Annotated in this window: 25 protein-coding genes and 1 riboswitch; of the genes, 7 read left to right on the top strand and 18 right to left on the bottom strand. The window is 60.7% G+C overall.

Going from position 1 to position 25,912, the window contains the following annotated elements; translation table 11 throughout:
• Positions 1 to 23 precede the first annotated feature (23 nt).
• The 10 genes from ACR0I0_RS00230 to cbiE form a co-directional block, all read right to left on the bottom strand.
• A complete protein-coding gene (locus ACR0I0_RS00230; protein WP_480489744.1) occupies positions 24 to 1,394 on the bottom strand; it encodes a tetratricopeptide repeat protein in 1,371 nt (456 codons plus the stop codon).
• Between the two features lie 179 nt (positions 1,395 to 1,573).
• Positions 1,574 to 2,758 (bottom strand): CaiB/BaiF CoA transferase family protein, encoded by a 1,185-nt coding sequence (locus tag ACR0I0_RS00235; protein ID WP_209547179.1) that lies wholly within the window; start codon positions 2,756 to 2,758, stop codon positions 1,574 to 1,576.
• Entirely contained in the window at positions 2,745 to 4,364 is a 1,620-nt protein-coding gene (locus ACR0I0_RS00240) for a thiamine pyrophosphate-binding protein (RefSeq protein ID WP_480489746.1), read from the bottom strand. Before ACR0I0_RS00240 ends, ACR0I0_RS00235 begins: the two co-directional genes overlap by 14 nt.
• 78 nt (positions 4,365 to 4,442) lie before the next feature.
• Positions 4,443 to 4,901: a DUF302 domain-containing protein gene (locus ACR0I0_RS00245; protein WP_171613504.1), complete on the bottom strand. Its 459-nt coding sequence runs from the start codon at positions 4,899 to 4,901 to the stop codon at positions 4,443 to 4,445.
• 58 nt (positions 4,902 to 4,959) lie between these two features.
• Positions 4,960 to 5,730 (bottom strand): precorrin-6A synthase (deacetylating), encoded by a 771-nt coding sequence (gene cobF, locus ACR0I0_RS00250; RefSeq protein WP_171633636.1) that lies wholly within the window; start codon positions 5,728 to 5,730, stop codon positions 4,960 to 4,962.
• A complete protein-coding gene (gene cobA / locus ACR0I0_RS00255; RefSeq protein WP_209833613.1) occupies positions 5,723 to 6,451 on the bottom strand; it encodes a uroporphyrinogen-III C-methyltransferase in 729 nt (242 codons plus the stop codon). The genes cobF and cobA overlap by 8 nt, the downstream gene beginning before the upstream one ends.
• Positions 6,448 to 7,770: a cobyrinic acid a,c-diamide synthase CobB gene (locus ACR0I0_RS00260; RefSeq protein WP_480489748.1), complete on the bottom strand. Its 1,323-nt coding sequence runs from the start codon at positions 7,768 to 7,770 to the stop codon at positions 6,448 to 6,450. The genes cobA and ACR0I0_RS00260 overlap by 4 nt, the downstream gene beginning before the upstream one ends.
• Positions 7,757 to 8,551 carry a precorrin-4 C(11)-methyltransferase gene (gene cobM, locus ACR0I0_RS00265; protein ID WP_171723587.1) on the bottom strand — a complete coding sequence of 265 codons (795 nt, stop codon included), beginning with the start codon at positions 8,549 to 8,551 and terminating at the stop codon, positions 7,757 to 7,759. The genes ACR0I0_RS00260 and cobM overlap by 14 nt, the downstream gene beginning before the upstream one ends.
• Positions 8,548 to 8,928, bottom strand: coding sequence for a cobalamin biosynthesis protein (locus ACR0I0_RS00270; protein ID WP_480489750.1), 381 nt, complete (start codon positions 8,926 to 8,928; stop codon positions 8,548 to 8,550). Before ACR0I0_RS00270 ends, cobM begins: the two co-directional genes overlap by 4 nt.
• Positions 8,925 to 10,124, bottom strand: a complete 1,200-nt coding sequence (cbiE, locus tag ACR0I0_RS00275; RefSeq protein WP_480489752.1) for a precorrin-6y C5,15-methyltransferase (decarboxylating) subunit CbiE — start codon at positions 10,122 to 10,124, stop codon at positions 8,925 to 8,927. The genes ACR0I0_RS00270 and cbiE overlap by 4 nt, the downstream gene beginning before the upstream one ends.
• Between cbiE and ACR0I0_RS00280 the strand changes: the two genes are divergently transcribed.
• Positions 10,123 to 10,854 (top strand): cobalt-precorrin-6A reductase, encoded by a 732-nt coding sequence (locus ACR0I0_RS00280; protein ID WP_209547195.1) that lies wholly within the window; start codon positions 10,123 to 10,125, stop codon positions 10,852 to 10,854. The genes cbiE and ACR0I0_RS00280 overlap by 2 nt on opposite strands.
• On the opposite strand, the gene cobJ is transcribed toward ACR0I0_RS00280, so the two are convergent.
• The 8 genes from cobJ to ACR0I0_RS00320 all read right to left on the bottom strand — a co-directional run bounded on the left by cobJ (position 10,851) and on the right by ACR0I0_RS00320 (position 21,186).
• Positions 10,851 to 11,609 (bottom strand): precorrin-3B C(17)-methyltransferase, encoded by a 759-nt coding sequence (gene cobJ, locus ACR0I0_RS00285; protein WP_480489754.1) that lies wholly within the window; start codon positions 11,607 to 11,609, stop codon positions 10,851 to 10,853. The two genes, ACR0I0_RS00280 and cobJ, sit on opposite strands and share 4 nt — an antisense overlap.
• Positions 11,606 to 12,334 (bottom strand): precorrin-2 C(20)-methyltransferase, encoded by a 729-nt coding sequence (locus ACR0I0_RS00290; protein WP_171633615.1) that lies wholly within the window; start codon positions 12,332 to 12,334, stop codon positions 11,606 to 11,608. Before ACR0I0_RS00290 ends, cobJ begins: the two co-directional genes overlap by 4 nt.
• The gene (locus ACR0I0_RS00295; protein WP_152457460.1) at positions 12,331 to 12,960 is read right to left on the bottom strand and encodes a precorrin-8X methylmutase; all 630 of its coding nucleotides are present in this window, start codon (positions 12,958 to 12,960) and stop codon (positions 12,331 to 12,333) included. Before ACR0I0_RS00295 ends, ACR0I0_RS00290 begins: the two co-directional genes overlap by 4 nt.
• On the bottom strand, positions 12,960 to 14,081 hold the full coding sequence (locus tag ACR0I0_RS00300) for a cobalamin biosynthesis protein CobG (protein ID WP_171633613.1): 1,122 nt from the start codon (positions 14,079 to 14,081) through the stop codon (positions 12,960 to 12,962). Before ACR0I0_RS00300 ends, ACR0I0_RS00295 begins: the two co-directional genes overlap by 1 nt.
• Positions 14,078 to 17,371: a cobaltochelatase subunit CobN gene (gene cobN, locus ACR0I0_RS00305; RefSeq protein ID WP_480489756.1), complete on the bottom strand. Its 3,294-nt coding sequence runs from the start codon at positions 17,369 to 17,371 to the stop codon at positions 14,078 to 14,080. Before cobN ends, ACR0I0_RS00300 begins: the two co-directional genes overlap by 4 nt.
• Before the next feature lie 3 nt (positions 17,372 to 17,374).
• Positions 17,375 to 18,430: a cobalamin biosynthesis protein CobW gene (gene cobW / locus ACR0I0_RS00310; protein WP_480489757.1), complete on the bottom strand. Its 1,056-nt coding sequence runs from the start codon at positions 18,428 to 18,430 to the stop codon at positions 17,375 to 17,377.
• 1 nt (position 18,431) lies between these two features.
• The gene (locus ACR0I0_RS00315; RefSeq protein WP_171633608.1) at positions 18,432 to 18,803 is read right to left on the bottom strand and encodes a DUF1636 family protein; all 372 of its coding nucleotides are present in this window, start codon (positions 18,801 to 18,803) and stop codon (positions 18,432 to 18,434) included.
• Positions 18,804 to 18,895: 92 nt separating this feature from the next.
• A riboswitch (cobalamin riboswitch) is annotated at positions 18,896 to 19,102 on the bottom strand.
• Positions 19,103 to 19,329: 227 nt separating this feature from the next.
• Complete coding sequence (locus ACR0I0_RS00320; RefSeq protein ID WP_171633868.1) at positions 19,330 to 21,186, bottom strand: SLC13 family permease; 1,857 nt, start codon at positions 21,184 to 21,186, stop codon at positions 19,330 to 19,332.
• A 189-nt stretch (positions 21,187 to 21,375) separates the two neighbouring features.
• On the opposite strand from ACR0I0_RS00320, the gene ACR0I0_RS00325 reads away from it, so the two are divergent.
• From ACR0I0_RS00325 to ACR0I0_RS00350, 6 genes are all read left to right on the top strand, one after another.
• Positions 21,376 to 21,759: a hypothetical protein gene (locus ACR0I0_RS00325; protein ID WP_209833597.1), complete on the top strand. Its 384-nt coding sequence runs from the start codon at positions 21,376 to 21,378 to the stop codon at positions 21,757 to 21,759.
• Between the two features lie 353 nt (positions 21,760 to 22,112).
• Positions 22,113 to 22,976 carry a hypothetical protein gene (locus ACR0I0_RS00330; protein WP_170574324.1) on the top strand — a complete coding sequence of 288 codons (864 nt, stop codon included), beginning with the start codon at positions 22,113 to 22,115 and terminating at the stop codon, positions 22,974 to 22,976.
• Positions 22,977 to 23,073: 97 nt separating this feature from the next.
• Complete coding sequence (locus tag ACR0I0_RS00335) at positions 23,074 to 23,319, top strand: helix-turn-helix domain-containing protein (RefSeq protein ID WP_036560649.1); 246 nt, start codon at positions 23,074 to 23,076, stop codon at positions 23,317 to 23,319.
• Entirely contained in the window at positions 23,319 to 24,611 is a 1,293-nt protein-coding gene (locus ACR0I0_RS00340; RefSeq protein WP_170574325.1) for a type II toxin-antitoxin system HipA family toxin, read from the top strand. Before ACR0I0_RS00335 ends, ACR0I0_RS00340 begins: the two co-directional genes overlap by 1 nt.
• Positions 24,612 to 24,931: 320 nt before the next feature.
• Entirely contained in the window at positions 24,932 to 25,129 is a 198-nt protein-coding gene (locus ACR0I0_RS00345; RefSeq protein WP_055190605.1) for a hypothetical protein, read from the top strand.
• Positions 25,130 to 25,335: 206 nt separating this feature from the next.
• A complete protein-coding gene (locus tag ACR0I0_RS00350) occupies positions 25,336 to 25,866 on the top strand; it encodes a uracil-DNA glycosylase family protein (protein WP_170574328.1) in 531 nt (176 codons plus the stop codon).
• Positions 25,867 to 25,912 lie beyond the last annotated feature (46 nt).

Genomic DNA, 25,912 nt, shown 5'->3' on the forward strand with positions numbered 1-25,912 from the left:
TTCTGTCCTTCTTGGTCTTCTTGTTATTCGGCGGGGACGCTTTGGACGTCACCGCTGTCGCGGGCCGCGTCGATCAGAGCGCGACGCGCGATGGCATAATTGTCTTCGCCCCCGGCGCGCTTGGCGCGACGGTCATCCAGAATGCGTTCCACCGCGTCCAGGCGACCTGCGCGCAGGCCGGAATCAATGGTAATGCGTTCAAATACATCACGTTGCGCGTGGCTGCCACCGGCCAGTTGCATGGAATCGCGCGCCGCGAGCAGATGATCAAAGGCGGTTCCATAGTGGCCGTCGCCAAAGGCCTCCAGGCCCATGGCCGCAGCGATACCGGGGTCTGCCATGCGGCGGGTGGTGTCGTCGTCGGCGCGGGCCGCATCCTTGTTCATGCGGTTTAGCATCTTGGCCGTGGCATCAGCGCGATTGTCACCGGTAAGCGCCAGCAGATAATGCAGATCCGCAAAGATCAGGCAGCCGTCTTCCGTTCGTGCGGCACTCAGATCAGCCAGCTCTTCCCAGCGATTTCCGACATTTACCCCCTCAAGTTCAAGCCGCATCAACAGCGAAGTGCCGTTTGAAATGTCACGATAATCGTCGGTTTTGTCCTTGCGGATATGGTTGTCATACAGTTCGATCACCTGATCGACCTGACCCAGATCCAGATGCATCAGTGCCTTGTGCCACCACACGTGGTAACGGAAGTTGTTGCAGTGGGCCCAGGCCGCCTCGCGACCGGCCAGCCAGTCAAGGCCCAGCTGCGCATTGCCCGTCATTTCGTGGACATGGGCCACCGCGTGCAGGCCCCAGGCATCATCGGACACCATCCACAGCGCCTGACGGCCCGCGATTTCGGCCTTTTCATAAGCGCCTGTTTCTTCCAGCGCGAAAGAATGACAGCCCAACAGATAGCCGCGCCCGGGGTGGTCCGGCTCATAAGCGGGCATCACACGCTCGATCGAGCGGCGCATCCCGTTTGCATCACCCAGAACGAAGCGGGTCGCATGGCTTAGTTTCATCGCCAGGGTGTCCTGCAGATGGTCACGCAGAATCGCTTCAAATTTCTGAACCGCCTGTGCCTGTTGTCCGGCCAGATACAAGGCCAGCGCATCCACGTAGAGACGTTCGCGTTCAGTTACAGGTTGACGTTCCATCGCTGCGTTGGCAGCAGCCAGCGCTTCGACAGCAACCGCCATCATCTCGCGCCGCCCAAGCAGCGCCATGAACAGACCTTTGACCGCTTGACCCAGCGCGAAGTCGGGCTCGAGTTCCAGCACTTTGCCCAAGTGCTGGGGCGTGACAGCGGCATGAGCCATGAACCCAAGCAGAACACCATTCCACGCTTCGACTGCCGCCGGCTGGGTCAGGGTGTTCATCTGTCCGAAAACGTCTTGTTTCATACTTGGGTCCAATCTGATTGCGATATTTGACACTGTTCGATGTACCAGAGTGTGCGAGAGGGACGTAACAGTATCGACGCTGCTCTCGAATTGGTGAAATGACGTGTGCGAAAAAGATGAAAAAAACCGCCGATTCAAGGGCATGTTTCAGCGACTTGTCGCCTAGATGTGCAAGTATTTCAATCCTCGAACGGGTTTTCGGCGCTCAGAACAGCCTCAGTATCGGCCCCGCAGACCGGTGGGGCGTTACGATATGTTACAGGTGTCCGAGACAGGTTCAGAGGATTCCCGATCAGGTTGACCTGACCCGGCTGGGCCTGCATGGCAATCTGCATCTGTCTTGCGGCCACTTGTTCCGTGTTGAACACCTGATCCAGCGTCTGCACCGGGCCGACGGGCACTTTGACAGCCTCCAGACCGGAAATGACGGTGTGGGTGTCCAGCGCCTTCACTGCGGGGCGAAGAATCGAATTCAGCGCATCACGATGTTCCAGACGGGCCGGGTTGGTCGCGAATCTCGGATCGTCTGCCAGTTCAGGAGCATTGATGAAGTTGCAGAGTTTTCTGAATTGGCCGTCGTTTCCAACCGCGAGAATCACGTGCCCATCGGCGGTTTCGTAGACGTCATAAGGAACGATGTTGGGGTGCCCGTTTCCGCGTCGTTGCGGAACATTGCCTGACGTCAGATAGTTGACGCCTTCATTGATCAGCCAGGCGATCTGAGAATCCACCAGCGCCAGATCGATCTGCTGGCCCTCGCCGGTCAAGTCGCGGTGGCGCAGCGCGGCCAGGATACCCACGGTTGCATACATCCCGCACATCACGTCAGCAATGCCAACACCCACTTTCATGGGCGCGCCCTCGGGGTCGCCGGTCAGCGACATGATCCCGCCATAGCCCTGCGCCATCAGGTCATAGCCGGGCTTGCTGGCATTCGGGCCGGTTTGACCATAGCCCGAGATTGAACAGTACACGAGGCTTGGAAACTCTTGCGACAGGGTGGCATAGTCCAGCCCGTATTTGGTCAGCCCGCCCGGTTTGAAGTTCTCGATCAGGATGTCCGCATGTGACGCCAAGCGTCTGATTTCCGCCTGACCCTCGGCCGAGGAGATATCCAGCGCCACGGATTTCTTGTTGCGGTTGGCAGACATGAAATAGGCGCTCAGATCCGAGCGGTTGCCCTGGGCATCGCTTACGTAGGGCGGGCCCCATTGCCGCGTGTCATCGCCACCGGTTGCCGGGTTTTCGATCTTGATGACGCTTGCGCCCAGATCGCCCAGAAGCTGCGTGCATGTTGGGCCTGCCAGGATCCGGCTAAGGTCCAGAACCTTGACACCCTTCAACGGGCCTTCAGATGCGGCCATCATAGCCTCCACGCTCAACTTCAGCAGCAATCACCGTAAATGTCTCAGCCTTTACAGCAGCTTCCAGTGCGGCGCGCAACTCTGTCCTGTTACGAACCGTATGGCCATTGCCGCCAAAGGCCCGGCCCATGGCAGCAAAATCATGATGGCCGAAATCCACGCCCGTGTTGCGCATCTGTCGCTGACGTTGTTTCAGCTCGATCAGGGCAAGACTGGCATCCACGAAGACCAGAAAAATCGGGTTGCCGCCCATTTCAGCCGCTGTCGACAACTCGCCCGCAACCATCAGGAACCCCGCATCCCCCGAGAAGCTGATCACCGGGCGGTCGGGTTCGGCCAGTTTCAGGCCAATGGCCATGGGTACGGCGCATCCCATCGTGCACAACGCCGAGGACTGGATCAGCCCGCGTTCTTCGCTGCACGCCCACATCTGGCTCAGCAGAATGCGGTGTGCACCGCTGTCGGCCGTGGCCAGTGTTTCAGGCGGCAGGACAGCGCGGGTTTCGGCAATGACGGCAGCGGGCCCCCAGCTTTCATCGGTGGGGAAGGCCTTTGCCAGCGCGGCTTTGACCTGCGCGGGCTCGTTGCCCGGCCATGTTTCACGGGCCGGGTTGCCTTTGGCTATTGCCTCCAATGTCTCGCCCGTGTGGGCAACAAGGTTCAATCCAGCCTGATGCATGTAGTGGTCGTTGACCACGGCAGAGATATCGATGACGCGCTGTTCTTCCGGATCCCAGATCTCACGCCAGCCGGGGCGCATTTCGATCGGGTCATATCCCAGGCACAATACCAGATCCGATTGTTCGATCAGAGGCACAAGATGCTTGTCAGCCAGCGGCGACAGCCCCGCGCCGCCCAGACACAGCGCGTGATCCTCGGGCACGACGCCTTTGGCCTTGTAGGTCGTCACGAAAGGAATGCCAAAATGCTCCAGGAACGCCTGCACGACACTGCGCGAGTCGTCATAGAGGACATCCAGACCGATGATGGCGATGGGGCGTTCGGCCTCGGCCACCCAGCGGCGGGCCTTCTCAAGGCATTCCCCACCGGGGCTGACCGGCGCGACCTTGGCCAGCCGGCGGCGTTTCACGCCGTTAACAGGCGTGTCGGCAACCGAGATCGGGACATCGATATGAACCGGGCCGGGTCGTGGCTGCATGGCCAGCGACACCGCCTTGTCGGCAATGATATCCGCGCCTTTGGCTGTCAGCGTATAAGTGCCTTTGGTGATCGAGCGATAAACCCGGCTGTGATCCATGACCTGATGGGTATAGGTCAACGCTTCGTCCGCATCGACGCATCCGGTCAGAACGACCATCGGCACACGATCCTGCAAAGCGTTCGCTACCACATTGATCCCGTTCATTGCGCCCGGACCCAGAGTGGCCACCAGAATCGCAGGTGCACCGTCGCGATGATGAACGGCCTCGGCCATGAACCCGGCAGAGTTTTCGTGCTTGGTCAGATGAAAGGTGATCCCAGCCTTTTCCAGCGCATCGACCAGCGTCAGAACCTCGCCCCCCGGCATCCCGAATGCGTGTCGGCACCCCGCTTCATATAAGCGTTGGGCCAGAATATCCGCAGCGCGGGGCGAGGGGTCTTGCATCAGTCATGCTCCGATAGAACCGTTTCAAGCAGATTGCGGAGGACGTTCCCGGACGCAAGGCGGTTCACGCCAGTGTGACTATTTGACTGCGCGTTCAGCGATCGATTGAAACGTCGAGTCAAGCTCTGCTGCAATATCCATCAGGTTCTGACCGCCTTCCGAGGCGTAGGGCGCAAAGACGAAACTGGGGGTTTTATACGACAGGTTCGCCGTCCCGTCTTTGTTCTCGGTAACGTAAAACCGGATCGGGGCCTCGATCATCGCGTGGACCGAGGTTTCCAGAACCCGCACGGCGTAGTCATTGTTGAAAGCGCCGATCACGCGATTTCCGGGAATCGATATCCCACGTGCTGCCGCCGCTTTGGTCGGGCCCGCCTGAGTCACGACGATCAGCCCGTTTTCCTTGATTGCGGCTTTGGTTGCGTCAACCAGTTCCGCATACGGTTTCTGGGTTGGGTATACGGCCCAGCCCTCGGGCGCATTCTGAGCCCACAGGGGCAACGCGATCAGGCAGAGCAGGGGAATGAAGGCTTTCATCAACGCGTCTCTGGTATCTTGCTCTGACCTGTGTGCCAGACTTGAGAGTTCTGCGCAGTCACGAATCCGTGTTCGCCGCGCGCTGCTGCACGTCGCGTTTCTTCAGCACGTAGATATCCATGATCCAGCCATGGTCGGCTCGGGCGCGGGCGCGCGTGTCAAGGATCCGCTGCGCGACTTGATCCAAAGGGCCGCTGATCAGCAGCTCTTCTTTCATGCCCACATAGGCCCCCCACCAGATGTCATACTCTGCCATCCTGAGGGACTGGAACGAGCATTCCCCGTCCAGCATGACGGCGACTTTCGAAGCGGTTTCAGGCCAGCCTTCATCCCGGATACGACGCCCGGTGGTCACGACATAGGGTGCGCCCAGGTCATTGATCGGGATCGCATGAGCCGCGGTCAAAGCCTGCAAGGCCGTGATGCCCGGAATCACCCTGGTGTTGGGCTTGGGGTCCAGCCGCGCCGCAATGCGCAGCGAACTGTCATACAGGGACGGGTCGCCCCAAATCAGCAGAGCAATGTGCTGCGCCCCCGGGTGAGCCTCGATCGCCTCGTGCCAGCGCAGCGCAATGGCGTCGTGCCATTCGTCCACGCCGCGCAGATAGCCATCGTCCGCCCGGCGCCTTGGGATGTCAAAATAGGCTAACCTTGGCGGTGTCTCGGTTACCCGGTCGATGATGTCCTCACGCAGCCCGGCCAGATCGGCCTTGTTTTCGCCCTTGCGGGGAATCAGGATCAGATCGGCCGACCGGATCGCCTGCGCGCCCTGAAAGGTCACGTGATCCGGGTTGCCGGTGCCGATGCCAATCAGGCTCAGATCAATCATCTTCGAACTCCGCCAGCGGCCCGTAAAGGATCAGGGCCGGAGCCGTGCCGATCTCGGATTTTAGCTGTTCGGCCAAAGCACCGATGGTGGTGCGCGTCAGCTTTTGATCCGGGGTCGAAACAGATTCAGCCATCAGGGCAGGCGTGTCCAATGACAGGCCGTGTGAATGCAGCGCTTCTGCCAGAAGCGGGAAAGTACGTTTGCCCATGAATACAACGGTGGTGGCCTGAGAATCGGCCAGTGCGGTCAGGTTCAGATCGTCCGGCAGCGCGCCGCTGACGTCATGTCCCGTCACGAACTGCACGCGCCGTGCGGTCAGACGGCGCGTCAGCGGGATACCTGCGGCAGCTGCGGCAGCCACCGCAGACGGGATGCCGGGGATGATCTCGAATTCAATGCCCGCATCACGAAGGGCAACAAGCTCTTCTTCAAGCCGCCCGAACATGCCGCCATCGCCGGATTTCAACCGCACGACATGTTGGCCGGTCCGGGCGTAGTCCACTAGCAACCGGCTGACATGGTCCTGTTTGGGCGAGGGGCGACCGGCCCGTTTGCCCACGCCCACAAGATCGGCGTCTTCGCGCGCGTGGCTCAGAATCGGCCCGCTGCTGAGGTCATCGAACAAAATCGCATCGGCCTTTTGCATCCTGTTGACGGCCTTCAACGTCAGCAACTCCGGATCGCCGGGGCCCGAGCCGATGAAAGACACAAATCCGCTCATGCAGTTGCCTCCGCAATCAGGTGAAAGAACGTACCTGTGACATTGCCGCGAATAGAGCCGGTCTGAGGTCCTTCTGCGCCTTCGGCATCGAACACACGGGCGAGTGGCGCGTCAGGCTGATCCACGATCGAGGAATAGTGGAACTCATGCCCGCGCAGCGCCGCATTCTGTGCAAATCCCGGCATCGGGGCCAAGAGTTCCGCTTTGCGATAGCCCAGGTTGAATTTGCGTTTTTGGTACGACGTCACCAGCCCCAGCAGGCCAGCCATTTCATGCCGCACGCCATCCTTGTCGATCAGCGCATGACCCAGCGCCATATACCCACCGCATTCGCCATGCACAGGCCTTGTTTCCGCGTGCTTGCGCAGACCCGCGAGGAACGTTTGGGCAGCAGCCAACGTCCCGGCATGCAGTTCCGGATAGCCGCCGGGCAGCCAGACCAGATCGGCATCCGCCGCCGGCGCTTCGTCAGCCAGCGGCGAGAAGGGCAGGATCTCGGCCCCAGCTGCGCGCCAGCCTTCCAGCAAATGTGGATAGGTAAAGGAAAATGCCGCGTCCCGTGCCAGTGCAATCCGCTGGGCCGGAGGGCGCGGCAGCGCGTCTGACGATGGCCCAATGGGGCCTGAGGAAGCCGCCCGTTTGATCGCCTCGAGATCCACATGTTCGCGCAGAAATGCGGCATAGCCTACGATGGCGCTTTCAAGATCCGGGTGTTCGACGGCCTGGATCAACCCCAGATGCCGCTCGGGGAGGGTCAGATCGCCTCTGCGCGGCAGCACACCCAGAACCGGCAGGCCTGCACGTTCCATCCCCAACCGGGTCAGGCGCTCGTGCCGGGGGCTGGCGCAGCGGTTCAGGATCACGCCGGCAAAGGGCAGATCGGGGTTGTACATCCTGAACCCCAGCGCGGTGGCCGCCGCAGATTGCGCCTGACCGCCGACATCCAGCACCAACACAACCGGCCAACCCATCCGTGCAGCGGTCTCGGCGCTCGACCCATGACCCAACTCACCCGGCTTGGCCACGCCATCGAACAGACCCATCGAACCTTCTGCCACCACGATGTCGGCACCTTCGGCCTGAGCTGAAATTGCGTTCAACAGCGGGTCACCCATCGCCCAACTGTCAAGATTAAACGAAGCCCGCCCAGCCGCTGCTCGGTGGAAGGCGGGGTCAATATAATCCGGTCCGCTCTTGAACGGTTGAACGGTCAGGCCATCCTCGGCCAGCGCTCGCAACAGGCCCAGCATGACCGTTGTCTTGCCCGTGCCCGAGGACGGTGCGGAGATCAGAAGGCCAGGAGGGTTAATCATCACCATGGCTCCAGCTTGACCAGGGGCTCTCGGCGCTTTGCGGGCGATAGCGGCGGTCGTAATCTTTCGAATACAGGCAGCTTTCGTCGAAACCTTCGCCCGCCAGTGCCGGACCGACCATGATCAACGCAGTGCGCGAGATGCTGTCATCCAGCGCCTCTTTGAGCGTTCCCAGCGTCGCGCGGATGATCCGTTCATCCGGCCAGCTTGCGCGATAGACCACGGCGACCGGACAGTCGGCCCCATAGGCCGGGGTCAGATCGGCAATGACATTGTCCAGATTGCCGATCGACAGATGAATGGCAAGTGTCGCCCCCGTGCGTGCGAAATTCTCCAACGTCTCGCCTTCGGGCATGGAAGATGCACGGCCCGGCGTCCGGGTCAGAACCACGGATTGCGCCAGCCCGGGCAAAGTAAGCTCGGTTCCCAAAGCCGCCGCAGCCGCCGCAAAGGACGGAACGCCTGGGGTTACGCTGACCGGGATGCCCATTTCCTTGAGGCGGCGGATCTGTTCCCCCATCGCCGACCAGACCGACAGGTCGCCGGAATGCAGACGGGCCACATCCTGGCCGGCCTGATGTGCGGCCTCGATCTCGGCCATGATCTGATCCAGATCCATTGGCGCGGTGTTCACGATTCTTGCGCCTTCCGGGCAGTGGCCAAGAATTTCTTCCGGAACCAGGGAACCTGCATAAAGGCAAACGGGGCAGGATGCGATGATGTCGCGCCCGCGCAGCGTCAGCAGGTCGGCGGCGCCCGGTCCGGCGCCGATGAAATGAACGGTCATGTTTGTCCTCCGATGGCTATGGCGCATGTGGCCAGCCGGTCGTCTGAAATCTGTCTGGGTGAAAGCAGCCGCGCGCCCGAGCCAACAAGCTTTCCGGCGGCCGCCAAGGCGGATGCTTCGGCCACGCTTCCGGTGCCATAGGTTGCGCGGCTGCGGTTCGAGCAGGTGAGTGTACGTTGACCGGCCAGATCGCCTGCGGCAACGAAATGTAAGGGCAGAGACACCTCTTCTGCAAAGGATGTCAGGGCCGAATGACCTTCCTTGTCGGCCACGGTTGCCAAGGCGGCGACGTCGTGGTTTGCGGCTGCCGCGTCAAACGCTTCACGCAAGCTGTCGGCTGTCGCGGAAGAGGAGAAACCGAGGCCAGCAACGATCATAGCGTCACGCTCCACTGCACCACCGGATAGGCGGACTTCCAGCCGCGCCTTGGTCCCAGCGGGGCTGATTGTGCAAGTTCTATCCGAAGCAGGTCACCGCCCAAGTCTTCGTGCCAACGTGCCAGCAGGGCCTCGCTTTCCAATGTGACCGCATTGGCGACAAGGCGTGTGCCTTTAGGAAGCGCATCGCGCAGCCACGCCAGCAGATTGGCGCTCAATCCTCCGCCGATGAAAACGGCATCCGGCAGGCCGACACCTGACAGTGCTTCTGGTGCGGTTCCGTGTACTACATTCAATCGATCTTGCCCCAACGTATCTGCATTTCGGCGGATTCGCTCAGCCCGGTCGGCACGGGGCTCGAAACACGTCGCGGAAAGGGTCGGATCACACATCAGCCATTCGATGCTGATCGAACCTGTGCCTCCACCGATATCCCACAGATGTTCGCCGCGTTGCGGGGCAAGCGCCGAGAGTGTCAGGGCGCGGATCGGGCGTTTGGTGATCTGACCGTCCGTCTCGAAGATGTGGTCCGGTTTGCCAGACGCCTTGGAAAGGGCAGGTCCTGCACCGGAAACCTCCAGACCGACGCAGACCGGATGGTCGAACGTACCCAACAGCGCCTCGGTCAGCGTGACTGTTCTGATGTTTTCGCGCGGGCCACCTAGGGCCTGCATCACATGCAGGGCCGAGTCGGCAAAGCCTGTCTCGGTCAGATACCGTGCCAGTTCCGCCACGGACTTTCCGTCACGCAGCAACAGGATCGCGTGCGCTCCCGGTGCCAGATGAGGACGCAAACGGGTTAGCGGCGCGGCGTGCAGGCCGAAGGTCAGTGTGCTTTCCAAAGGCCAGCCGAGCCGGGCAGCCGCCAGCGAAAAGGTGGATTGGCCGGGCAGGGCGGTCCATTCACCGGCATCGAAATTGCGCGCAATGACAGAGCCTGCGCCAAACCAGAACGGATCGCCCGAGGCCAGAACAACGGTCTGCCGGCCACGCAATCCTTTCAGGATCGGCAGACCTTCCGAGAACGGCACAGGCCATTCGACACGCTCCGCCCCTGTTTCGCGCAGCAATGACAGGTGGCGCGGCGGCCCCATGATCACTTCGGCCCGGTCCAGCACTTGACGGCCGGATGGCGACAGGCCATCAAACCCATCTTCGCCCAGTCCCAGAACGGTCAGCCACGGAGATTCAGACATGACAACCCTCCTGATCCTTGGTGGCACGACCGAGGCCAACGCGCTGGCCAAAGCTGTTTCGCAACAAGGCATTGCGGCTGTGTATTCCTACGCCGGACGGGTGGAAAACCCGCGTCCTCAACCCTTGCCGGTAAGGGTCGGCGGTTTCGGCGGTCCGGAGGGTCTGGCTGCCTATATCCTTGAGAATGCCATCACCCATGTCGTGGACGCGACCCATCCCTTTGCGGCCCGGATGAGTCGGAACGCGATCGAGGCATGCGCCGCGACGCGGGCGCCATTGGCCGCGTTGACCCGCGCGGCCTGGGTGTCGCAGCCCGGCGATGTCTGGCGTCATGTGCCCGACATCGCTGCCGCCGTCGACGCATTGTCCGGCGATGCTCAGCGTGTTTTCCTTGCCGTTGGCCGCATGCACCTTGAGGACTTCACGGTCCAGCCCCAGCATCGCTATTTGCTGCGTCTGGTGGATGCGCCCAATGAGCTGCCCTTGCCGAACGCAGAGGTGGTCGTCGCCCGAGGGCCGTTTACCGAAGCCGACGACCGGGCGTTGATGCAGCGCCATGGGACGCAGCTGGTCGTGTCCAAGAACGCAGGCGGCACGGGCGCGCGCGCCAAGCTGGACGCGGCGCGGGCGCTGGGCGTGCCCGTGCTGATGATCGACCGCCCGGTTCTGCCGAAGCGGACCGAGTTTTCGCAGGTCGCACAGGTTCTGGACTGGCTGTCTCATCCCTAATCCTCACCAGGAGTGAAGCGAGGGGTGTAAACGATGGGTGCGCCATCGCGCTCGATGACGCGCGTTCGGGATGACCCCACGATCACCACAGTCTGCATATCCGCCATGTCGGGCGTGGCTTCGGCCAGTGTCGAAATGCGCATCTCTTCATCGGCCCGCGATAGGGCGCGGGCGAACAGGATTAAACGTTCGGGCTCACACTCTTCACGCAGGATTTCCAGCGTTTTTACAAAGCCTTCCGGGCGAGACTTCGAGCGGGGATTGTAAAAGGCCATCGAGAAATCCGCCTGTGCGGCAAGGCGCAGGCGTTTTTCGATCAATGACCATGGTTTGAGGTTGTCGCTGAGGTTGATGGCACAGAAATCATGTCCCATCGGGGCACCCGCGCGCGCGGATGCAGCCAACATCGCCGTGATCCCCGGCAGCACATCGATCTGAAGGTCACGCCATTCCGCAGGGCCGTTTTCCAGTGCTTCGAAGACGGCCGCCGCCATGGCAAACACGCCGGGATCGCCCGAGGATACAACGACCACCCGTTTGCCATCGGCAGCCATTTGCAGCGCGTGTTGCGAGCGGTCGATTTCGACCCGGTTGTCACTGGCATGCAGTGTAAGGCCGGGGCGCTCGGCAATACGCGCCACATATGGGATATAGCCCACAACATCGGTGGCTTCGGCCAGCGCGGCTGTTACTTCTGGTGTAACAAGCGCCTCGTCACCCGGCCCCAGACCGGCAATCTTGACCCAACCGCTCATGGTCGCCGCCCCTGACCGTGCACGACGATGATCGAGAAATACGGGGTGATCTTCTCGCAGGCTTCAGACAGCTTTGTCACCGTCTGGTTCGGCATCTGCGCATATTCCACGATCCACGCCCGGTCATACAGGCCAGCGGTCTTCAGAGCGCGTTTCACCTTGTCGATGTTGCGTCCGATTTTCATCACGACCAATGCATCGGTCAGAGCCATGCGTTCCGCCAGCGTTTCTTCGGGCAGGGTGCCAACCAGCACGGTCAGCACGTCATCACCCCAGGTGATCGGATCGCCCGTGGCCGTCCACGCACCGGACATGCCGGTGATGGCTGGCACAACCTCGACCGGAGCTTCGTCACGCAACCGATTGTATAGATGCATGAACGAGCCGTAGAAAAACGGATCTCCCTCACACAAGACCACCACATCCTCGCCCTGTTCGGACAGGGCCTTGAGATGGGCGGTGCAGTTTTCGTAGAAAGCTGCCAGCAATTCGTTGTAGCGCGGGTCTGTCACCGGGATCTCGGTGGTTACGGGATATTCCATCGGAAACTCGACCGCGCCTTCAGGGATCATCCCGTTGACGATCTTGCGGGCCTGACCACTGCGACCTGGTTTGCGGAAATACGCCACATGCTTTGCATTGCGCAGCAGGCGATCAGCCCGGACGCTCATCAAATCCGGGTCGCCGGGGCCAAGGCCCACACCGTATATGGTGCCCATCTTCATTCCGCCCGGCTTGCGATGGCGTTGATGGCCGCCACCGTGATGGCGCTGCCGCCCAGACGACCTTTGACGATGCAGGATGGCACCGGTTGCGCCTGCCACAGCGCATCCTTGGATTCCACCGCGCCGACGAAGCCAACCGGGCAGCCGATGATCGCGGCAGGGCGCGGGCAATCCGGGTCTTCCAGCATGTTCAGCAAATGGAACAGTGCGGTGGGCGCATTGCCTATGGCGACCAGCGCGCCCTCCAGATGCGGCCGCCACAGCTCCAGCGCAGCGGCGGAACGGGTGTTGCTCATCTCGGCAGCCAGGGGGCGTACGCGTTCGTCATGCAGGGTACAGATCACCTGGTTGTCGGCGGGCAGGCGGAAACGGGTGACACCTTCGCTGACCATGCGCGCATCACACAGGATCGGTGCGCCATTTTCCAAAGCAGTGCGGGCCGTCTGCACGAAGCCGGGCGAGAAATGCACGAACTCTTCCAGTCCGACCATACCCGCGGCGTGGATCATGCGAACGGCAACCTGCTCTTCATCGGCATCAAACCGGGCCAGATCAGCCTCTGACCGGATGGTGGCGAAGCTTTCCTTGTAGATCGCCGCGCCATCGGTTTCGTATGTATAGGGCATCAGGTGAAGTCCATAGTCATGAGTGTTTCCGGGTCGAGCCCGCGTTGGCTGGGCTCATCCCCCGCGCGGCCCTGTTTGACAAGATCAAATCGTCCGTTTGCGCCCACCAATGTGATGTCGGCAGGACCCATGCGAGCGCATCCCTTGCTACAGCCTGAAACATGCAGGCGTCCGGCCACCCGCGACGCCAACGCCCGGGCGATGTCGCGCGTCTCGGTCTGCGCCTGCGGGCAGAACGGCGCGCCGGGGCAGGCGTCGGTGGTCATCAACGGATCGGTTCCATTTTCGACAAAGGCCGGGGCAGGTATCGCCGCCCCGCCTTCCAGCAGGATCAGCCGCCACGGGGTGACGCGCAGGGCGCAAGCGCCGCTGTCCTCGATCAGGTCATACAGCTTGCGCGCAGGCAGCGACCCAAAAGCCGCGCCGTAAAGGGCACCCAGTTCACAGGGGCCCGGTTGAAGCTTTGCGCCAACAGAACCGGGCGCACATCCTTGCCATTCCTGCGGCAGGGCGTCGATGACACGCGCCATGCGGCGTGTCTCGGGCGTGTAGGTTTCGGCAAACCACATCGCCAGCGCGATCACGTGGTCAATGGCGTCGGTCTCGGTCACGCTCCGCCCGGTTTCGCAGCCATCGGCGCGCAGGATCAGGCCGCCTGCACTGGTTTCCAGACGAATATCAGCCGAATCCGACGCCAGCAGACGTTCGGGGCCCGTGTCGATTGCAAAACCGAACTTTGCCGGCAGGGCCGGCAGCTCCGCAAGCCGGTCAATCAGTTCATGGGTCAGCCGAGCAGTCAAATCGCCCGCCTGATAGAGCGGTGTAACCAGAATATTGCGGCGTATTTCGATACCGGGTTCCGCATCCAGCAGGTTCAGCGCGGCAAGCTCTTTGAGTAGAGGCTGATGGTCTTCCTCTTCCACGCCCCGCAATTGCAGATTGGCGCGATTGGTCAAATCGATCGAGCCGTTGCCAAAGCGGTCAGCCAGATCGCACAGTCCCAGTGCCTGATCGGCGTCCAGACGCGCCAGCCGGGGCCTGACCCTGACGACCAGACCGTCACCGGACATCATCGGACGATGGGCGCCCGGGCACCAGCCCTGAACGATCGGTGCACTCATCTCAATCCCTCCAGATCAGCCCTGATAGAGTTCCGGCGCGTGTTCCAAAGCCCGGCCTCAAGCAGCGCGCGAAACCGGTCCTGCATGGCCTGACGCGCCTTGGGATTGGCCTCTTGCAGGAACGCGTCGACCTCTTCGTTGCCCAGAGTGGCATCGTGGTAGAGGTCAAAAAGATGTGGTGCGACCGTGCCAGACAGATGCGCGAAAGAAGCCATATGATCCAGCGTTGCCGCGATTTCGGCCGCCCCCCGGAAACCATGGCGTTGCATTCCGGCGATCCAGCAGGGGTTGGCGGCACGGGCGTGGACGACTCGGCTGATTTCTTCACGCAAAGTTCGGGCACGCGGGTTTTCGGGGTTGGTGTTGTCCAGATGGTACAGCTGCGCGGTTCCGCCGGCGATCTTCTTGGCGGCGGCAAAGCCTGCCTCGTGCGTGGCATAATCGTTGGCCAAAAGAAGATCGGTTTCGGTCAGGTCCTGCAAGTGGACAAAGCTGTCCGCATTTGCAACGCGTTGGGTGATGCCGTCCTTGTCCTGCGAGATGTGTTCGCCTTCCAATGCAAAAGAGCTGGCCTCTAGCCACGCTTCACCGGCCTGCGCACGGGCCTCGTCGGTATACACTTCGGAAAGTTCGGTCATATTGACGCCGTAACTTCCGGGCGCAGGTCCATAGACCCGCGCTGCCGGCGCCTGCCCGGCATAGGGGTTCCAATCCGTCGCTTCATCGCGCGCGGCCAATGCGCGAACCGCTTGGCCAAACAAAGCGGACAGCGTCGGGAAAACATCCCGGAACAGGCCCGAGACCCGCAGGGTCACGTCCAGGCGCGGGCGGCTCAGGTCGGTGATCGGCAGAACCTCGATGCCGGAAACCCTCTCGGACCCTTTGTCCCACACGGGTTTGACGCCCAGCAGGTGCAAGGCCATGGCGAATTCCTCGCCCGCCGTGCGCATGGTGGCTGACCCCCACAGATCGATGATCAGCCCCTTCGGGTAATCGCCTTCTTCCTGAAGATGGCGCCGCACCAGTTCCTCGGCCAGTTTCACACCCTGAGCATAGGCCGCACGGGTCGGAACCGACCGCGGATCGGTGGTGTAAAGGTTCCGCCCGGTGGGCAGAACATCTGACCGGCCACGATAGGGGGACCCCGAAGGCCCGGCATCAATCCGCTTGCCTTCGAGCGTTTTAATCAACGCGTCGCGTTCGGCGTGGGCCGAAGGGGCCGGATCGAAACTGCCCGTCACCTCGGGCACGCGCCCAAAGATGTGCAGCCCGTTGCCAAACTGGCTTTCCTTGATGTCACAGACAAAGCGGTCGATGCGGGTGATGGCCTCGGCGGTGCAGGTAGCCTGATCGAGGCCGAGATCGCTTTCCAGCCCTATCGCCTGCGCCTCATCACGGATATCTTCCTGCAAGCGGTCGCGGCGTTTGGGGTCAAGCCCGTCGGCGTTCGAAAACTCATCCAGCAGCGATTCAAGCCGCACCATCCGATCCGGCGTGCCACTTTCCTTCATCGGGGGCGGGATGTGGCCCAGTGTGACGGCTCCGATCCGGCGCTTGGCTTGCGCGGCCTCGCCCGGGTCGTTCACGATGAACGGGTAGATTACAGGCAGATCGCCGATCAGCGCCTCGGGCCAACAATCGGCAGACAAGGCGACCGATTTTCCGGGCAACCATTCCAGCGTTCCATGCGCGCCGATATGGATCAGCGCATCGGCACCCAACCCTTTGCGCAGCCACAGATAGAAGGCGACATAACCGTGGCGCGGGGTGCGCAAGAGGTCATGATAGTCGTCATCCCGCAGCTCGGGCGTGCCGCGTTCGGGTTGCAGCGCGACCAGCGCCTTGCCGCGCCGAAGCGCGGTGAAATGGAAGGCCCCATCGGCACAGGCCGGATCATCTTCGGGCGCGCCCCAAACGGTGTGCAGATCAGCGCGCAGGGTCTCGGGCAATTCCGCAAGCGCATCCTGATAATCCCCAAGCGACCACGAAATCCGTGCGTCCAGAAGAGTGTCGGCAATCGGCACGCCAGTCGCGATGTCATAGCCTTCTTCGTCAAGATCGGACAGCATCGCCTGGGCCGAGGCCAGCGCGTCGAGGCCAACCGCATGGGCCATCTGCCAGTCTTTGCCGGGATAGGTGGACAGGACCAACGCAGGAATCTGATCTGCCTTGGGTTTGTCGTTCAGTGCAAGCCAGCCCGATACACGGTCGATGATCGCTTCGATCCGGTCCGGTTCGGGACGGTGTGCAAAGCGCGCGTATTCCAGATGCGGATCGCGTTTTCCGGGTTCCTTGAAAGACGCAACTCCTGCTGAGATCCGTCCATCCACCTCGGGCAGTACCACATGCATGGCAAGATCGGCCGGGGACAAACCGCGTTCCGCCTCGGCCCAGGCTTTGCGGCGCGAGGTGGCGAGAGCGACCTGAAACACCGGCACGCCTGCAGCGTCCAGAGGCGACGTTCCCGACGCGCCTTTTCCCGAAAACGAAGTGGCGTTGATAATGGCAGATGGGTTCAGCGCAACAACCTGTTCCCGCAACCATTCGGCGGCTACAGGCGCCTTGAGAGACGGGGCAAACAGGCCCACCGCCGCGTATCCACGGGCGCGCAGGCTGCGGATCAGGGCTGCGATCGGGGCGGTGTCTGCCGAGGTCAGGTAAGCGCGGTAAAAGGTGACGAGGATTCGTTTGGTCTTGCCTTCGAATGCGGTTTCCACCGGGATTACGCCGCGATCCGGACACCACACGCCACATTCGGGCAAGGTCTTGGCGCCCATCACCGGACCGGCATAAAGCCCCGCCGCCAAAGCCATCTGCGCCAGCGCCGCCTGTGCCGCGACCTCGCCGCCGGTATCGCACAGATGCGCCAGACGCCGCAGGGTCGAGACCGGCAGGGTGGAATAGTCATCCAGCCGCGTGTCCTCGCGCCCGTCGGCGGGCAGCACCGCCAGTGCGATGCCCTTGGCCTGCGCCAGCGCCAGAACCTGCTGCAACCCATAAGCCCAGTAGGGCACCCCGCCGATCAGACGGATCAGAATGCCCTTGGCGCCTTGAAGCGTCTGTTCGACATAGGTATCGACCGACAGCGGGTGTTTCAGAGCCGTCAAATTCGCCAGCCGCAGGGTCGGCATTCGCCCTTCCGGTCCGCCACCACGATGCCAGCCCGCCGCGAAAGCGCCTAGGTCGCTGTCCGAAAAGGACAGCACCACCAGGTCCGCCGGGCTCTGGCCCAGATCGGTTGGGGTCTCGGTTTCCTCGAGCCCGTGGCTTTCGCGAAAGACGACGTGCATGGCTTACTCGGCGGCCTCACGCACACCCACGAGGATTTCGCGGATTTCCGCCTCTTTGATATCGTCATGCTCGGCGATGACGACCAGACGCGAACGGCGTTCTTCACCGGGTTCCCACGGGCGGTCATACTGGTGACGCACGCGGGCACCCACTGCCTGGACCAGCAGGCGCATGGGTTTGCCCTGAACGGCGGCATACCCTTTGACGCGCAGGATGTTCAGTTCATTGGCCAGGCGTTCGATATTGGCGACCAGTTGGGCCGGATCGGTCTGCTCGGGCAGCTCGACGATGATGCTTTCGAAATCGTCATGCTCGTGATCGTGATGGCCGTCGTGATGCGAGGGTCGGGCGTCCATGTCATCCTCGGCGGCGGCTTCCAGACCCAGCACAACGCGCACGTCCACGGCACCTTCTGCCACTTCGACGACGGGTAGGGGGCGCGGCGCCTCGGCGGCGATGATCTCGCGCGCTTTGGCCACGCCTTCGGGGCCGGCGAGGTCGGGCTTGGTCAGCAGGATGATGTCAGCGCACGAGATCTGATCCTTGAACACCTCGGAAAGGGGCGTTTCGTGGTCGATCGAGTCATCGGCCATGCGCTGCGCATCCACTGCTTCGACATTGGGCGCGAAGCGGCCTGCGGCCACGGCCTCGGCATCGGCCAGGGCGATCACGCCGTCGACGGTGATCTTCGAGCGGATGTCAGGCCAGTCGAATGCCTTGAGCAGCGGTTTCGGCAGGGCCAGACCGCTGGTTTCGATCAGGATGTGATCCGGGCGTGGCTCCAACGCCATCAGGGCCTCGATGGTGGGAATGAAATCATCTGCCACGGTGCAGCAGATGCAGCCATTGGCCAGTTCCATGATGTTTTCCGCCGGGCAATCAGGAATGGCGCAGGATTTCAGGATGTCGCCATCGACGCCTACATCGCCGAACTCGTTGACCACGACAGCAAGGCGCTTGCCCTGTGGGTTCTGCATCAGGTGACGCACCAAAGTGGTCTTGCCCGATCCCAGAAAGCCGGTGATCACTGTGACGGGGAGTTTTTCGAGGTTCGACATGTCAGGCTCCAATGGGGGGAATGCGCGAGGCACAGTTCTTGCGAAAATGTTCGGGGCGTTCGCGCCATTTCACCAAACCATCTTCGGTGGCCAGATACTTGGTCGCGCCGTCGACGATGACGTCGACATGATCTGTTTCGTTCAGGTTTTCATACACGAAGGTCCAGCGGCCCGGCCCGCGCAACACGATCGAACAGCCTTGATCACAGTTTGACAGGCATTCAACGGCTTTCAGGGTGACACCGTCGGGCAGGTCCGCCTGTTCCAGAGCCTTGTGTAACAAAGCGCCCGGGCGTTGCGTGTCATCTTCCACAGGCAGGCCGCGACGGCAGGTGGTACAGACCAGCAACTCGACTGGTGCGGTATCGGTCATGTCTCTCATCCCCCCAAATCCTCTTCGCGGGGGACGGGGTTTCATGCGGGCCACGAATGGTCATGGACCCGACACCGGAACACCCCGCCCGGTTTCAACTTCGGTTGTTGGCAGGTCTCCCGGCTTGCGGATGCCAGAGGCGGGCCTCTGTCGGATGTCCCGCCTTCCCGGCTTTCGGGCCAGTGGCATTGGGCATCCTCTCCGTTCACGGTCGCGGGGGCGGCTGCGTTTGGCGGCAAGACCGTTGACGCATTCCCTTTTCATCGGCTGTCACCGACACCAACGAAAGGGACATGCGGCACCGCTGGCCTGCTTGTCAAGCGAGTCGCGCGCAACAATGATGCAGAGGCATGGAAAGCGACCTGTGGGCGTCGATGGGCGGCATGGCGTGCCGGGACCCAGCCTGAGATGGGCCGGGCGACGAACAGTATGTTAGCAAGGGGCGTAGACTATGGTGAACGGGTGCCTTGACTGAACCTGTCCCGATGATGGGAAAAGACCACCGAACACCGCAGATCCTCTTGCGCTAATAGATGACGTTGATCATGAGCAGGGAGACGACCAGAAACAGCGCCGTCATTATTCCGCCGGAGCGAACGAAATCCATCACCTTGTATCCGGCCGGACCCATGATCAACGCGTTTACCTGATGGGTTGGGATGATGAAGCTGTTCGAGGTCGATATGGCGACCGTCAGGGCAAAGACGGCCGGGTTTCCACCCGCCGCCACCGCAATCGATACTGCCAGAGGCACCAGCAGGACCGTGGCCCCCACGTTGGACATGACCAAAGAAAAGGCCGTCGCCAGAATGGCGATGCCGGTTTGCAACGACCAGAGCGGCCAGCCGTCCAGAATTATCATGATCTGCTGGGCGATCCACGCGGCCGTGCCTGTGTTCTGCACGGCTTGTCCCAAAGGTATGAGGCAGGCGAGCAGGAATACGGTGTTCCATCCGACCGCGCGGTACGCCTCGTCCACGCTGAGCACACGGGTCAGCATCATGCCCACCGCGCCGGTAAGAAGACAGAGTGAAAGCCGGACGTCCGTGAACAGGATCAACGACAGCGAAATGGCGAAGAATGCCAGGGCCCAGCCGACTTTTTGCGGCCTCAGCTCGTCCTGAGGAAAGTCTGTCGTCACAACGACGAAATCCGGATCTCGTTTGATCCGCATCAGGTTGTCCCATCTGGTATGGGCCACAAGCATGTCGCCCGCCTGAAACTTTTCGAGCCCGATCTGCGTGGATTCGTGATCCTCGGTCTCGACATGGCTCAGCGTCTCTTCGCCGCGGTGAATGGCCAGCAGCGACATCCCGTAGGTCTTGCGAAACAAAAGCTCGCGGGGGCATTTGCCGATCAGCTTGCTGTCAGGCGTGATGACCACCTCGGCCACGCCTGCATTGGTTGGGGCGAACTCTTCGACGAAAATGTCCAAGTCCGGAAGAACGGTCAGCCCGTATTTCTCGGCGAACTTCTCGACCTCCCAACGGCGGCCGACGATGGCCAGCCGACACGGCGCTGCAATTTCCGCTGTCAAAACCTGAACCATCGAGGTTTTGCCGCGATAGAAGGTTGAAATGATGTACAGGTGGTTTTCGTGGTTGATGTCGGCCAGAATCTCGCCGACCAGGGGGCTGTCCTCGGGCACCACGACTTCGAACACATCAGCTTTGAGGCCATAGACCCTTTGCAGGTATTCCTGTGTCCCTTGTCCGGTACCCGTATTGTCAGGTCCTTCAGCCTCGGGCAAAACCCAGCGTCCCAACAGCAGAAAGTAACCAATTCCCGTCAGGATCAGAACCGCACCGATCGGCGTGACCGAGAACAGGCCGAAGGGCTCCATTTTCTGAGAGGCCGGCAGACTGTCATTTGCCGTCAGGATCAGATCGTTCAGCAGGATAAGAGGAGACGACCCGACCATCGTCATTGTGCCGCCCAAAATGGCGCAGAATCCCATTGGCATGAGCAGGCGCGACAGCGGTATGCCTGACCGTGTGGAAATTCGGCTGACAACCGGCAGAAACAGAGCAGCGGCGCCTACATTCTGCATGAACGAGGATATGACGCCAACGGTGCCGGAAATGATTGGTACAACCCTGCCTTCGGATTTGCCGCCGTATTTGAGTATGACGGCAGCCACCTTGTTCATGATCCCCGTCTTGTCCAGACCGGCCCCGACGATCATGACCGCAATGATCGAGATGACGGCATTGGATGCGAAGCCGTCGAACAGAAGGGTGACATCCGCCAGATTTTCCAGCCCGGGCGCGTAGCTGAGCAAGCCTATGAGAACCAGAACCAATATGGCGGAAAGGTCGATCCTTATGATCTCGGAAACGAACAGAAAAACGGTGAAAGCCAGAAGGGTGCAAACGACCCCCATCTCGAAGGTAAAGGCAATATGTTCCACAATACGTCCAGAACTTTTTCTTTGTTAGAGTCCTAGTTCATCCCTCCCGACTTGTCATGAAGTTTCGTTTTTCGGCGGTGCTGAGAAGTAATGTTGCTCAATGGTTGCTGTGGGAGCAATGCTTTCGGGAACCCCGTTTGACGAACACGTCAGAAAGAAGGATTGACCAAATTGCATGAAGAAACCAGCACGTTTCGTACCGGCGCGATGCCGTTCCAACAAGGTCGAAGCAGCACAGGTAATGGCAAGTCAATTCCAGCCACGAACAACAGACAATCCGACAGCTTTGTTTGCAGTACCATTCTGCCGCCGCCTGAACCGGGCAAAGGGCCGGCTTGGCCGTCCCTGATCGCAAACTGCCCACAAGAATGGTTTACACCTAAACGGGCCGGACAAATAATTCAGGTCACCAATTCTGATCATTTCGAGGTGAAGATGCCAAGGAAGTACGGCGGGGTGTTGCCTAAACGCAAGCTGGCGGCATATGCCCAGAATGCTCGCAGTCGGATGGAACAGAACAAGATCGCAACACGAAAAATCCAATAGTTGGTTGGATATTGAACCTCGAGGAGGGAAAAAGTATCGCAAGTCGTTGGAGGTATTGGAGGCGAGTACCGGAATCGAACCGGTGTACACGGATTTGCAATCCAGAAAGAGCGCAAGCGAAAACAACGGCTTAAGGGTGCAAAACACCCCCTGACAAAAAGTGAACAAAAAGCGAAAGTTTCAAAGCCAAATTCGCCGGTTCAAAACGAAAAAGGCCCCGTCACAGCGGCAACTGTGAACCGGGGCCAAATAGAAAAAGCCTGTCAGCTTTCGCAGTACGTTAGCATGAGCAAGCGCCACACCGCAAACGCTCAGTCGGCTTTTTCGCGGCCGTTGACCGGTGAGGTGGTCCAATGAGCTGGCGCATCGCAAATGAATGCGCCGAGCGCCGCTTTGGCAGTGCCGCACGCAAGCAGATCATCATGTTTCTGGCCGACAAGGCGAGCGATGATGGCTCTGGTATCTGGTGCTCCAAGGGGACTATCCAGCGCCATACAGAGCTCAGCGAGAGCACGGTGAAGCGCACGATCATCGACTTCCTGCGCGAAGGCATTCTGATCGAGACAGGGCGGCGGCATTGCAAGAACGGCTACACCGTCATTTACCGCATCGTTCTGGAGCGCGTGGCCGCGCTCGAACCCACGGCTGAGCCCGACATCGAGACGGGGGTCACTGTGAACCCCGTCCAGCATGAACCCGGTACGGGGTCCACGGTGAACGGGGTACGGGGTTCACGGTGGACCCCAAACCATCCTAAAACCATCCATAAACCACCTACGCGCAAGCGCGAGGCAGCGGAGGAGGTCGAAGATCTTGAAGCTGAGAAGATCTTGGCGCCCTATCCCGAAGACAGGATCCGAGACCGGCGGACTACTCTGCGCCTGATCGCAGCGGCTGTGAAAGCCGGTGTGGAGCCCGATGACCTGCTTCAGGCGGTCAAAGCCTATGCCAAGGAAAGCGAGGGCTACACGCGCAGCAAGGTCTGTTTCTCGGATAACTGGTTCAAGATGCGGCGCTGGGAGAAGGGGCTTGCCCAGGTGCAGGCGGATCGCGAGAAGGCGCGAGAGGCCGAAGCCAAGGGGCGTGCTAGCCTCGCCGAGTGGATCCATGAGCGCCATCCCCTGTGCCGCCATATCACGAACCGCCAGATCGAGGATTTGATCGCATCACAGCTGGTGACGCCCGAGCAGGTGTGCGCTGCGGGGCTGCAGGTATGAGTGCAGCTCGCATGTTACGCTGTGGCGCAAAATTTATATTTTTACGTTGCGGCGTAATTTTCTTTGATTTACGCTGTGCCGTAAAAGGAGCCGCATCATGGACCTCACTGCACGAACGGCCGAGCAGATCGGCGAGGCACTACGCCGGACGCGCAAAGCGCGCGGCTGGACCCAAAGCGATATCAGCGCGCGCACGAATTTGCGCGTCGCGACGATTTCGTCGCTCGAGAATGGCGACGCGGGAACCAAGCTCGCCACTGTGCTCGCTGTCATGGCGGCTCTTGGGCTTGAGTTCCGATTGGTGGAGCGCGGTGGCTCGCTTGAGATTGAGGATATCTTCTGATGGCCAAACGCGGGCGTAGCGGCACGATGCAGGTGCTTCTGAATGGAAGGCTGGTGGGGGCTTTGCGTCTCGCAGGCTCGGGCGCAATCAGCTTCACCTATGATCCGGACTGGCTGTCGTGGGAACACGCCATGCCCATCTCTCTGTCCCTGCCTTTGCGTGAAGAGGCGCACCAGGGCGGACCTGTGATTGCCTACCTGGAAAACCTGTTGCCCGACAATCAGGCGATACGTGAACGTGTCGCCGCTCGGGTGCGCGCTGGAGGTACAGACGCATGGCACATGCTGGAGAAGATCGGGCGCGATTGCGTAGGTGCCTTGCAGTTTGTTTCGGGTGAGATCCCCGAAATTGGCGCGCTCGAGGGCGAGCCCGTGTCTGAGGCGCAGATAGCGGATATGCTGCGCAACCTTGCAAGTGCTCCGCTTGGCTTGGACGAGGAAGACGACTTCCGCATTTCCATTGCAGGGGCACAGGAGAAAACGGCGCTGCTGCGCCATGAGGGCGCATGGATCCGTCCATCGGGGCTTACCCCAACGACCCATATCCTCAAGACCCAGCTGGGTGTTTTGCCCGCAGGGATTGATCTATCCGACAGCGTTGAAAACGAGTATTTCTGCATGAACTTCTGCCGTGCCATGGGCATGGATGTCGCAGAAATCGAGATTGCCGACTTCGAAGACGTACGAAGCCTTATCGTAACGCGGTTCGATCGGCGCTGGACCAAGGATGGCCGATTGATCCGCCTCCCGCAGGAAGACTTTTGTCAGGCGCTCTCGGTCCCACCCAGTCAAAAATACCAAATGGATGGCGGGCCGGGGATCACCGAAGGGATCGGGTTGCTGAAGGGCAGTGATGCCCCCGAGGCGGATCAGCGCGCCTTCTTCCGCGCACAGGTGCTGTTTTGGCTCCTGGGAGCGACGGACGGGCACGCCAAGAATTTCAGCATCGCATTGCGCCCTGGTGGTTTCCTTATGACCCCACTTTATGACGTGCTGAGCGCGCAAAAAGCGGTGGATGATGGTGAAATCCGCCAGAACCGGATGCGCCTCGCGATGGCGGTCGACGGGCACTATCGGATCAATGAGGTGGTGCCTCGCCATTTCCTGCAGGCTGCAAAGACGGCTGGTTTTGGTGTGGCGCTGGCGGAAGAGGTCTTGTCGAACATCGCGATGGGGCTTGAACCCGCCTTGGACAAGACACTTGCAGACTTGCCGGATGGGTTCCCGCAGCCATTGGCCGAAGCCATTGTTGCTGGCGCACGACGTCGCTCAGCTGCCTTTGATGCCGTATGATCCGCAGGTCATATTTCCGCTTTATGATCGGTAGATCATATTTACTGAGAGAAATCTGCAGGCCCAGTACAGGAGTTGCAGCGTTCCAGGCCAGCTTTGACGGCCCAGCACAGGGGTTGATGGCCAACCCAGATCCTCAGCGCCGTGTTTCTGATTGCTGAACATAAGCGGGCAGCCGTGCCGGACGCGGTCCAGGCCCCGCTTCAACAAGAAAATTCCCCTGCGCCAGCGCATTCCTCGCGAGACAAGTTTCTCGCTGACAGCCCCTTGGTGCCAGCTTTGGTCATGTTCATCGAAACACTCAAAGTGAGGATCAAAAAATGGCTACTCAAACTCTGAAACTGAACGTCAAAACCGGCGAAAAAGACGGCAAGAACTTCTGGGACCGCTGCGGCGTCCTCTTCGTGAACACCGACGACACCGGCAACATCACGTCGATCAACGTCAAGCACAGCATGTTCCCTGACGTCGAAATGGTCGCCTTCCCGCGCCGCGATGAAGAGCCGGTCACCGAATGACCTCAGCGCCAGGGCGGGGTTCCTGCCCTGGCTTTCTTCGGGGGCGATAGAGCTAAGCTGTAGTTCGGCTTTCAGGTGAAATTTCGTAGGCATGGCCGATTGATTTCTACCTTCTTCACTTCGCTATCGGCCGGACTGTACGGATGTATTCGCACCCCGTCGCCAGTGCCCTTGGGGTTCCGATCATGGTCGGCTAGGTTTTCGAGATGTGTAGGAACGCTGCTGATTTCAGATTTGTCGATGTACATCCAAGAGTACTGCTGGTCGGGGCCTGTCCTGGACGTGAAGAAGAACGGGACGGACGGCCTTTCGCAGGGCAGTCCGGACAAAATCTTGAAATCATGCTGCGACGCTTGCAGGTCCTACATCCGCAGGTTTTTCCATCGCCGCGACTAGATGCCTACAGCTTAGTCAATGCACACTCACTGCCACGATATCCCGAGCGCGAGGGATACGATGGGAGCACGCAGCCACGCAAACAGGATGTTCTGGCACCCGAGAACCGAGCTAGGCTCATTGTCCGTTTGCAACGCGTTCAGCCCGAAATCATCGTTTATCTGGGAAAGGCGGCACAGTTCGCCCACGAAGTGTTTGAAGCGCATATGCCTGACATAAGAGCCTTCCGAACAGGGCACCCATCAGCCCAAGCCTGGAATATTCCGCGCCAATATCGAGGCATGCCGCGAGAAGAAAAAATCCGTCGCTGGGCTGAAGACCAATTCGCTGCAGTTGAGTGAAGTCGGCGGACGGCCCAAAGCGTGCGAAATTGGGCTGCCTCTGTTC

Source organism: Ruegeria sp. AG6 (assembly GCF_056541565.1).

Excerpts from the sequence above, each read along its gene's own strand:
- ACR0I0_RS00295 (WP_152457460.1), bottom strand. The coding sequence starts at position 12,960 with ATGCCCTATACATACGAAACCGATGGCGCGGCGATCTACAAGGAAAGC.
- ACR0I0_RS00300 (WP_171633613.1), bottom strand. The coding sequence starts at position 14,081 with ATGAGTGCACCGATCGTTCAGGGCTGGTGCCCGGGCGCCCATCGTCCG.
- ACR0I0_RS00350 (WP_170574328.1), top strand. The coding sequence starts at position 25,336 with ATGTGTAGGAACGCTGCTGATTTCAGATTTGTCGATGTACATCCAAGA.
- ACR0I0_RS00230 (WP_480489744.1), bottom strand. The coding sequence starts at position 1,394 with ATGAAACAAGACGTTTTCGGACAGATGAACACCCTGACCCAGCCGGCG.
- cobF (WP_171633636.1), bottom strand. The coding sequence starts at position 5,730 with ATGATTGATCTGAGCCTGATTGGCATCGGCACCGGCAACCCGGATCAC.
- ACR0I0_RS00260 (WP_480489748.1), bottom strand. The coding sequence starts at position 7,770 with ATGGTGATGATTAACCCTCCTGGCCTTCTGATCTCCGCACCGTCCTCG.
- cobM (WP_171723587.1), bottom strand. The coding sequence starts at position 8,551 with ATGACCGTTCATTTCATCGGCGCCGGACCGGGCGCCGCCGACCTGCTG.
- ACR0I0_RS00240 (WP_480489746.1), bottom strand. The coding sequence starts at position 4,364 with ATGCAAGACCCCTCGCCCCGCGCTGCGGATATTCTGGCCCAACGCTTA.
- ACR0I0_RS00235 (WP_209547179.1), bottom strand. The coding sequence starts at position 2,758 with ATGGCCGCATCTGAAGGCCCGTTGAAGGGTGTCAAGGTTCTGGACCTT.
- cobW (WP_480489757.1), bottom strand. The coding sequence starts at position 18,430 with ATGTCGAACCTCGAAAAACTCCCCGTCACAGTGATCACCGGCTTTCTG.
- cobN (WP_480489756.1), bottom strand. The coding sequence starts at position 17,371 with ATGCACGTCGTCTTTCGCGAAAGCCACGGGCTCGAGGAAACCGAGACC.
- ACR0I0_RS00345 (WP_055190605.1), top strand. The coding sequence starts at position 24,932 with ATGGCTACTCAAACTCTGAAACTGAACGTCAAAACCGGCGAAAAAGAC.
- cbiE (WP_480489752.1), bottom strand. The coding sequence starts at position 10,124 with ATGTCTGAATCTCCGTGGCTGACCGTTCTGGGACTGGGCGAAGATGGG.
- ACR0I0_RS00280 (WP_209547195.1), top strand. The coding sequence starts at position 10,123 with ATGACAACCCTCCTGATCCTTGGTGGCACGACCGAGGCCAACGCGCTG.
- ACR0I0_RS00330 (WP_170574324.1), top strand. The coding sequence starts at position 22,113 with ATGAGCTGGCGCATCGCAAATGAATGCGCCGAGCGCCGCTTTGGCAGT.
- ACR0I0_RS00340 (WP_170574325.1), top strand. The coding sequence starts at position 23,319 with ATGGCCAAACGCGGGCGTAGCGGCACGATGCAGGTGCTTCTGAATGGA.
- ACR0I0_RS00290 (WP_171633615.1), bottom strand. The coding sequence starts at position 12,334 with ATGAAGATGGGCACCATATACGGTGTGGGCCTTGGCCCCGGCGACCCG.
- cobA (WP_209833613.1), bottom strand. The coding sequence starts at position 6,451 with ATGAGCGGATTTGTGTCTTTCATCGGCTCGGGCCCCGGCGATCCGGAG.
- ACR0I0_RS00245 (WP_171613504.1), bottom strand. The coding sequence starts at position 4,901 with ATGAAAGCCTTCATTCCCCTGCTCTGCCTGATCGCGTTGCCCCTGTGG.
- ACR0I0_RS00315 (WP_171633608.1), bottom strand. The coding sequence starts at position 18,803 with ATGACCGATACCGCACCAGTCGAGTTGCTGGTCTGTACCACCTGCCGT.
- ACR0I0_RS00270 (WP_480489750.1), bottom strand. The coding sequence starts at position 8,928 with ATGATCGTTGCTGGCCTCGGTTTCTCCTCTTCCGCGACAGCCGACAGC.
- ACR0I0_RS00335 (WP_036560649.1), top strand. The coding sequence starts at position 23,074 with ATGGACCTCACTGCACGAACGGCCGAGCAGATCGGCGAGGCACTACGC.
- ACR0I0_RS00320 (WP_171633868.1), bottom strand. The coding sequence starts at position 21,186 with ATGGGGGTCGTTTGCACCCTTCTGGCTTTCACCGTTTTTCTGTTCGTT.
- cobJ (WP_480489754.1), bottom strand. The coding sequence starts at position 11,609 with ATGAGCGGTTGGGTCAAGATTGCCGGTCTGGGGCCGGGTGACGAGGCG.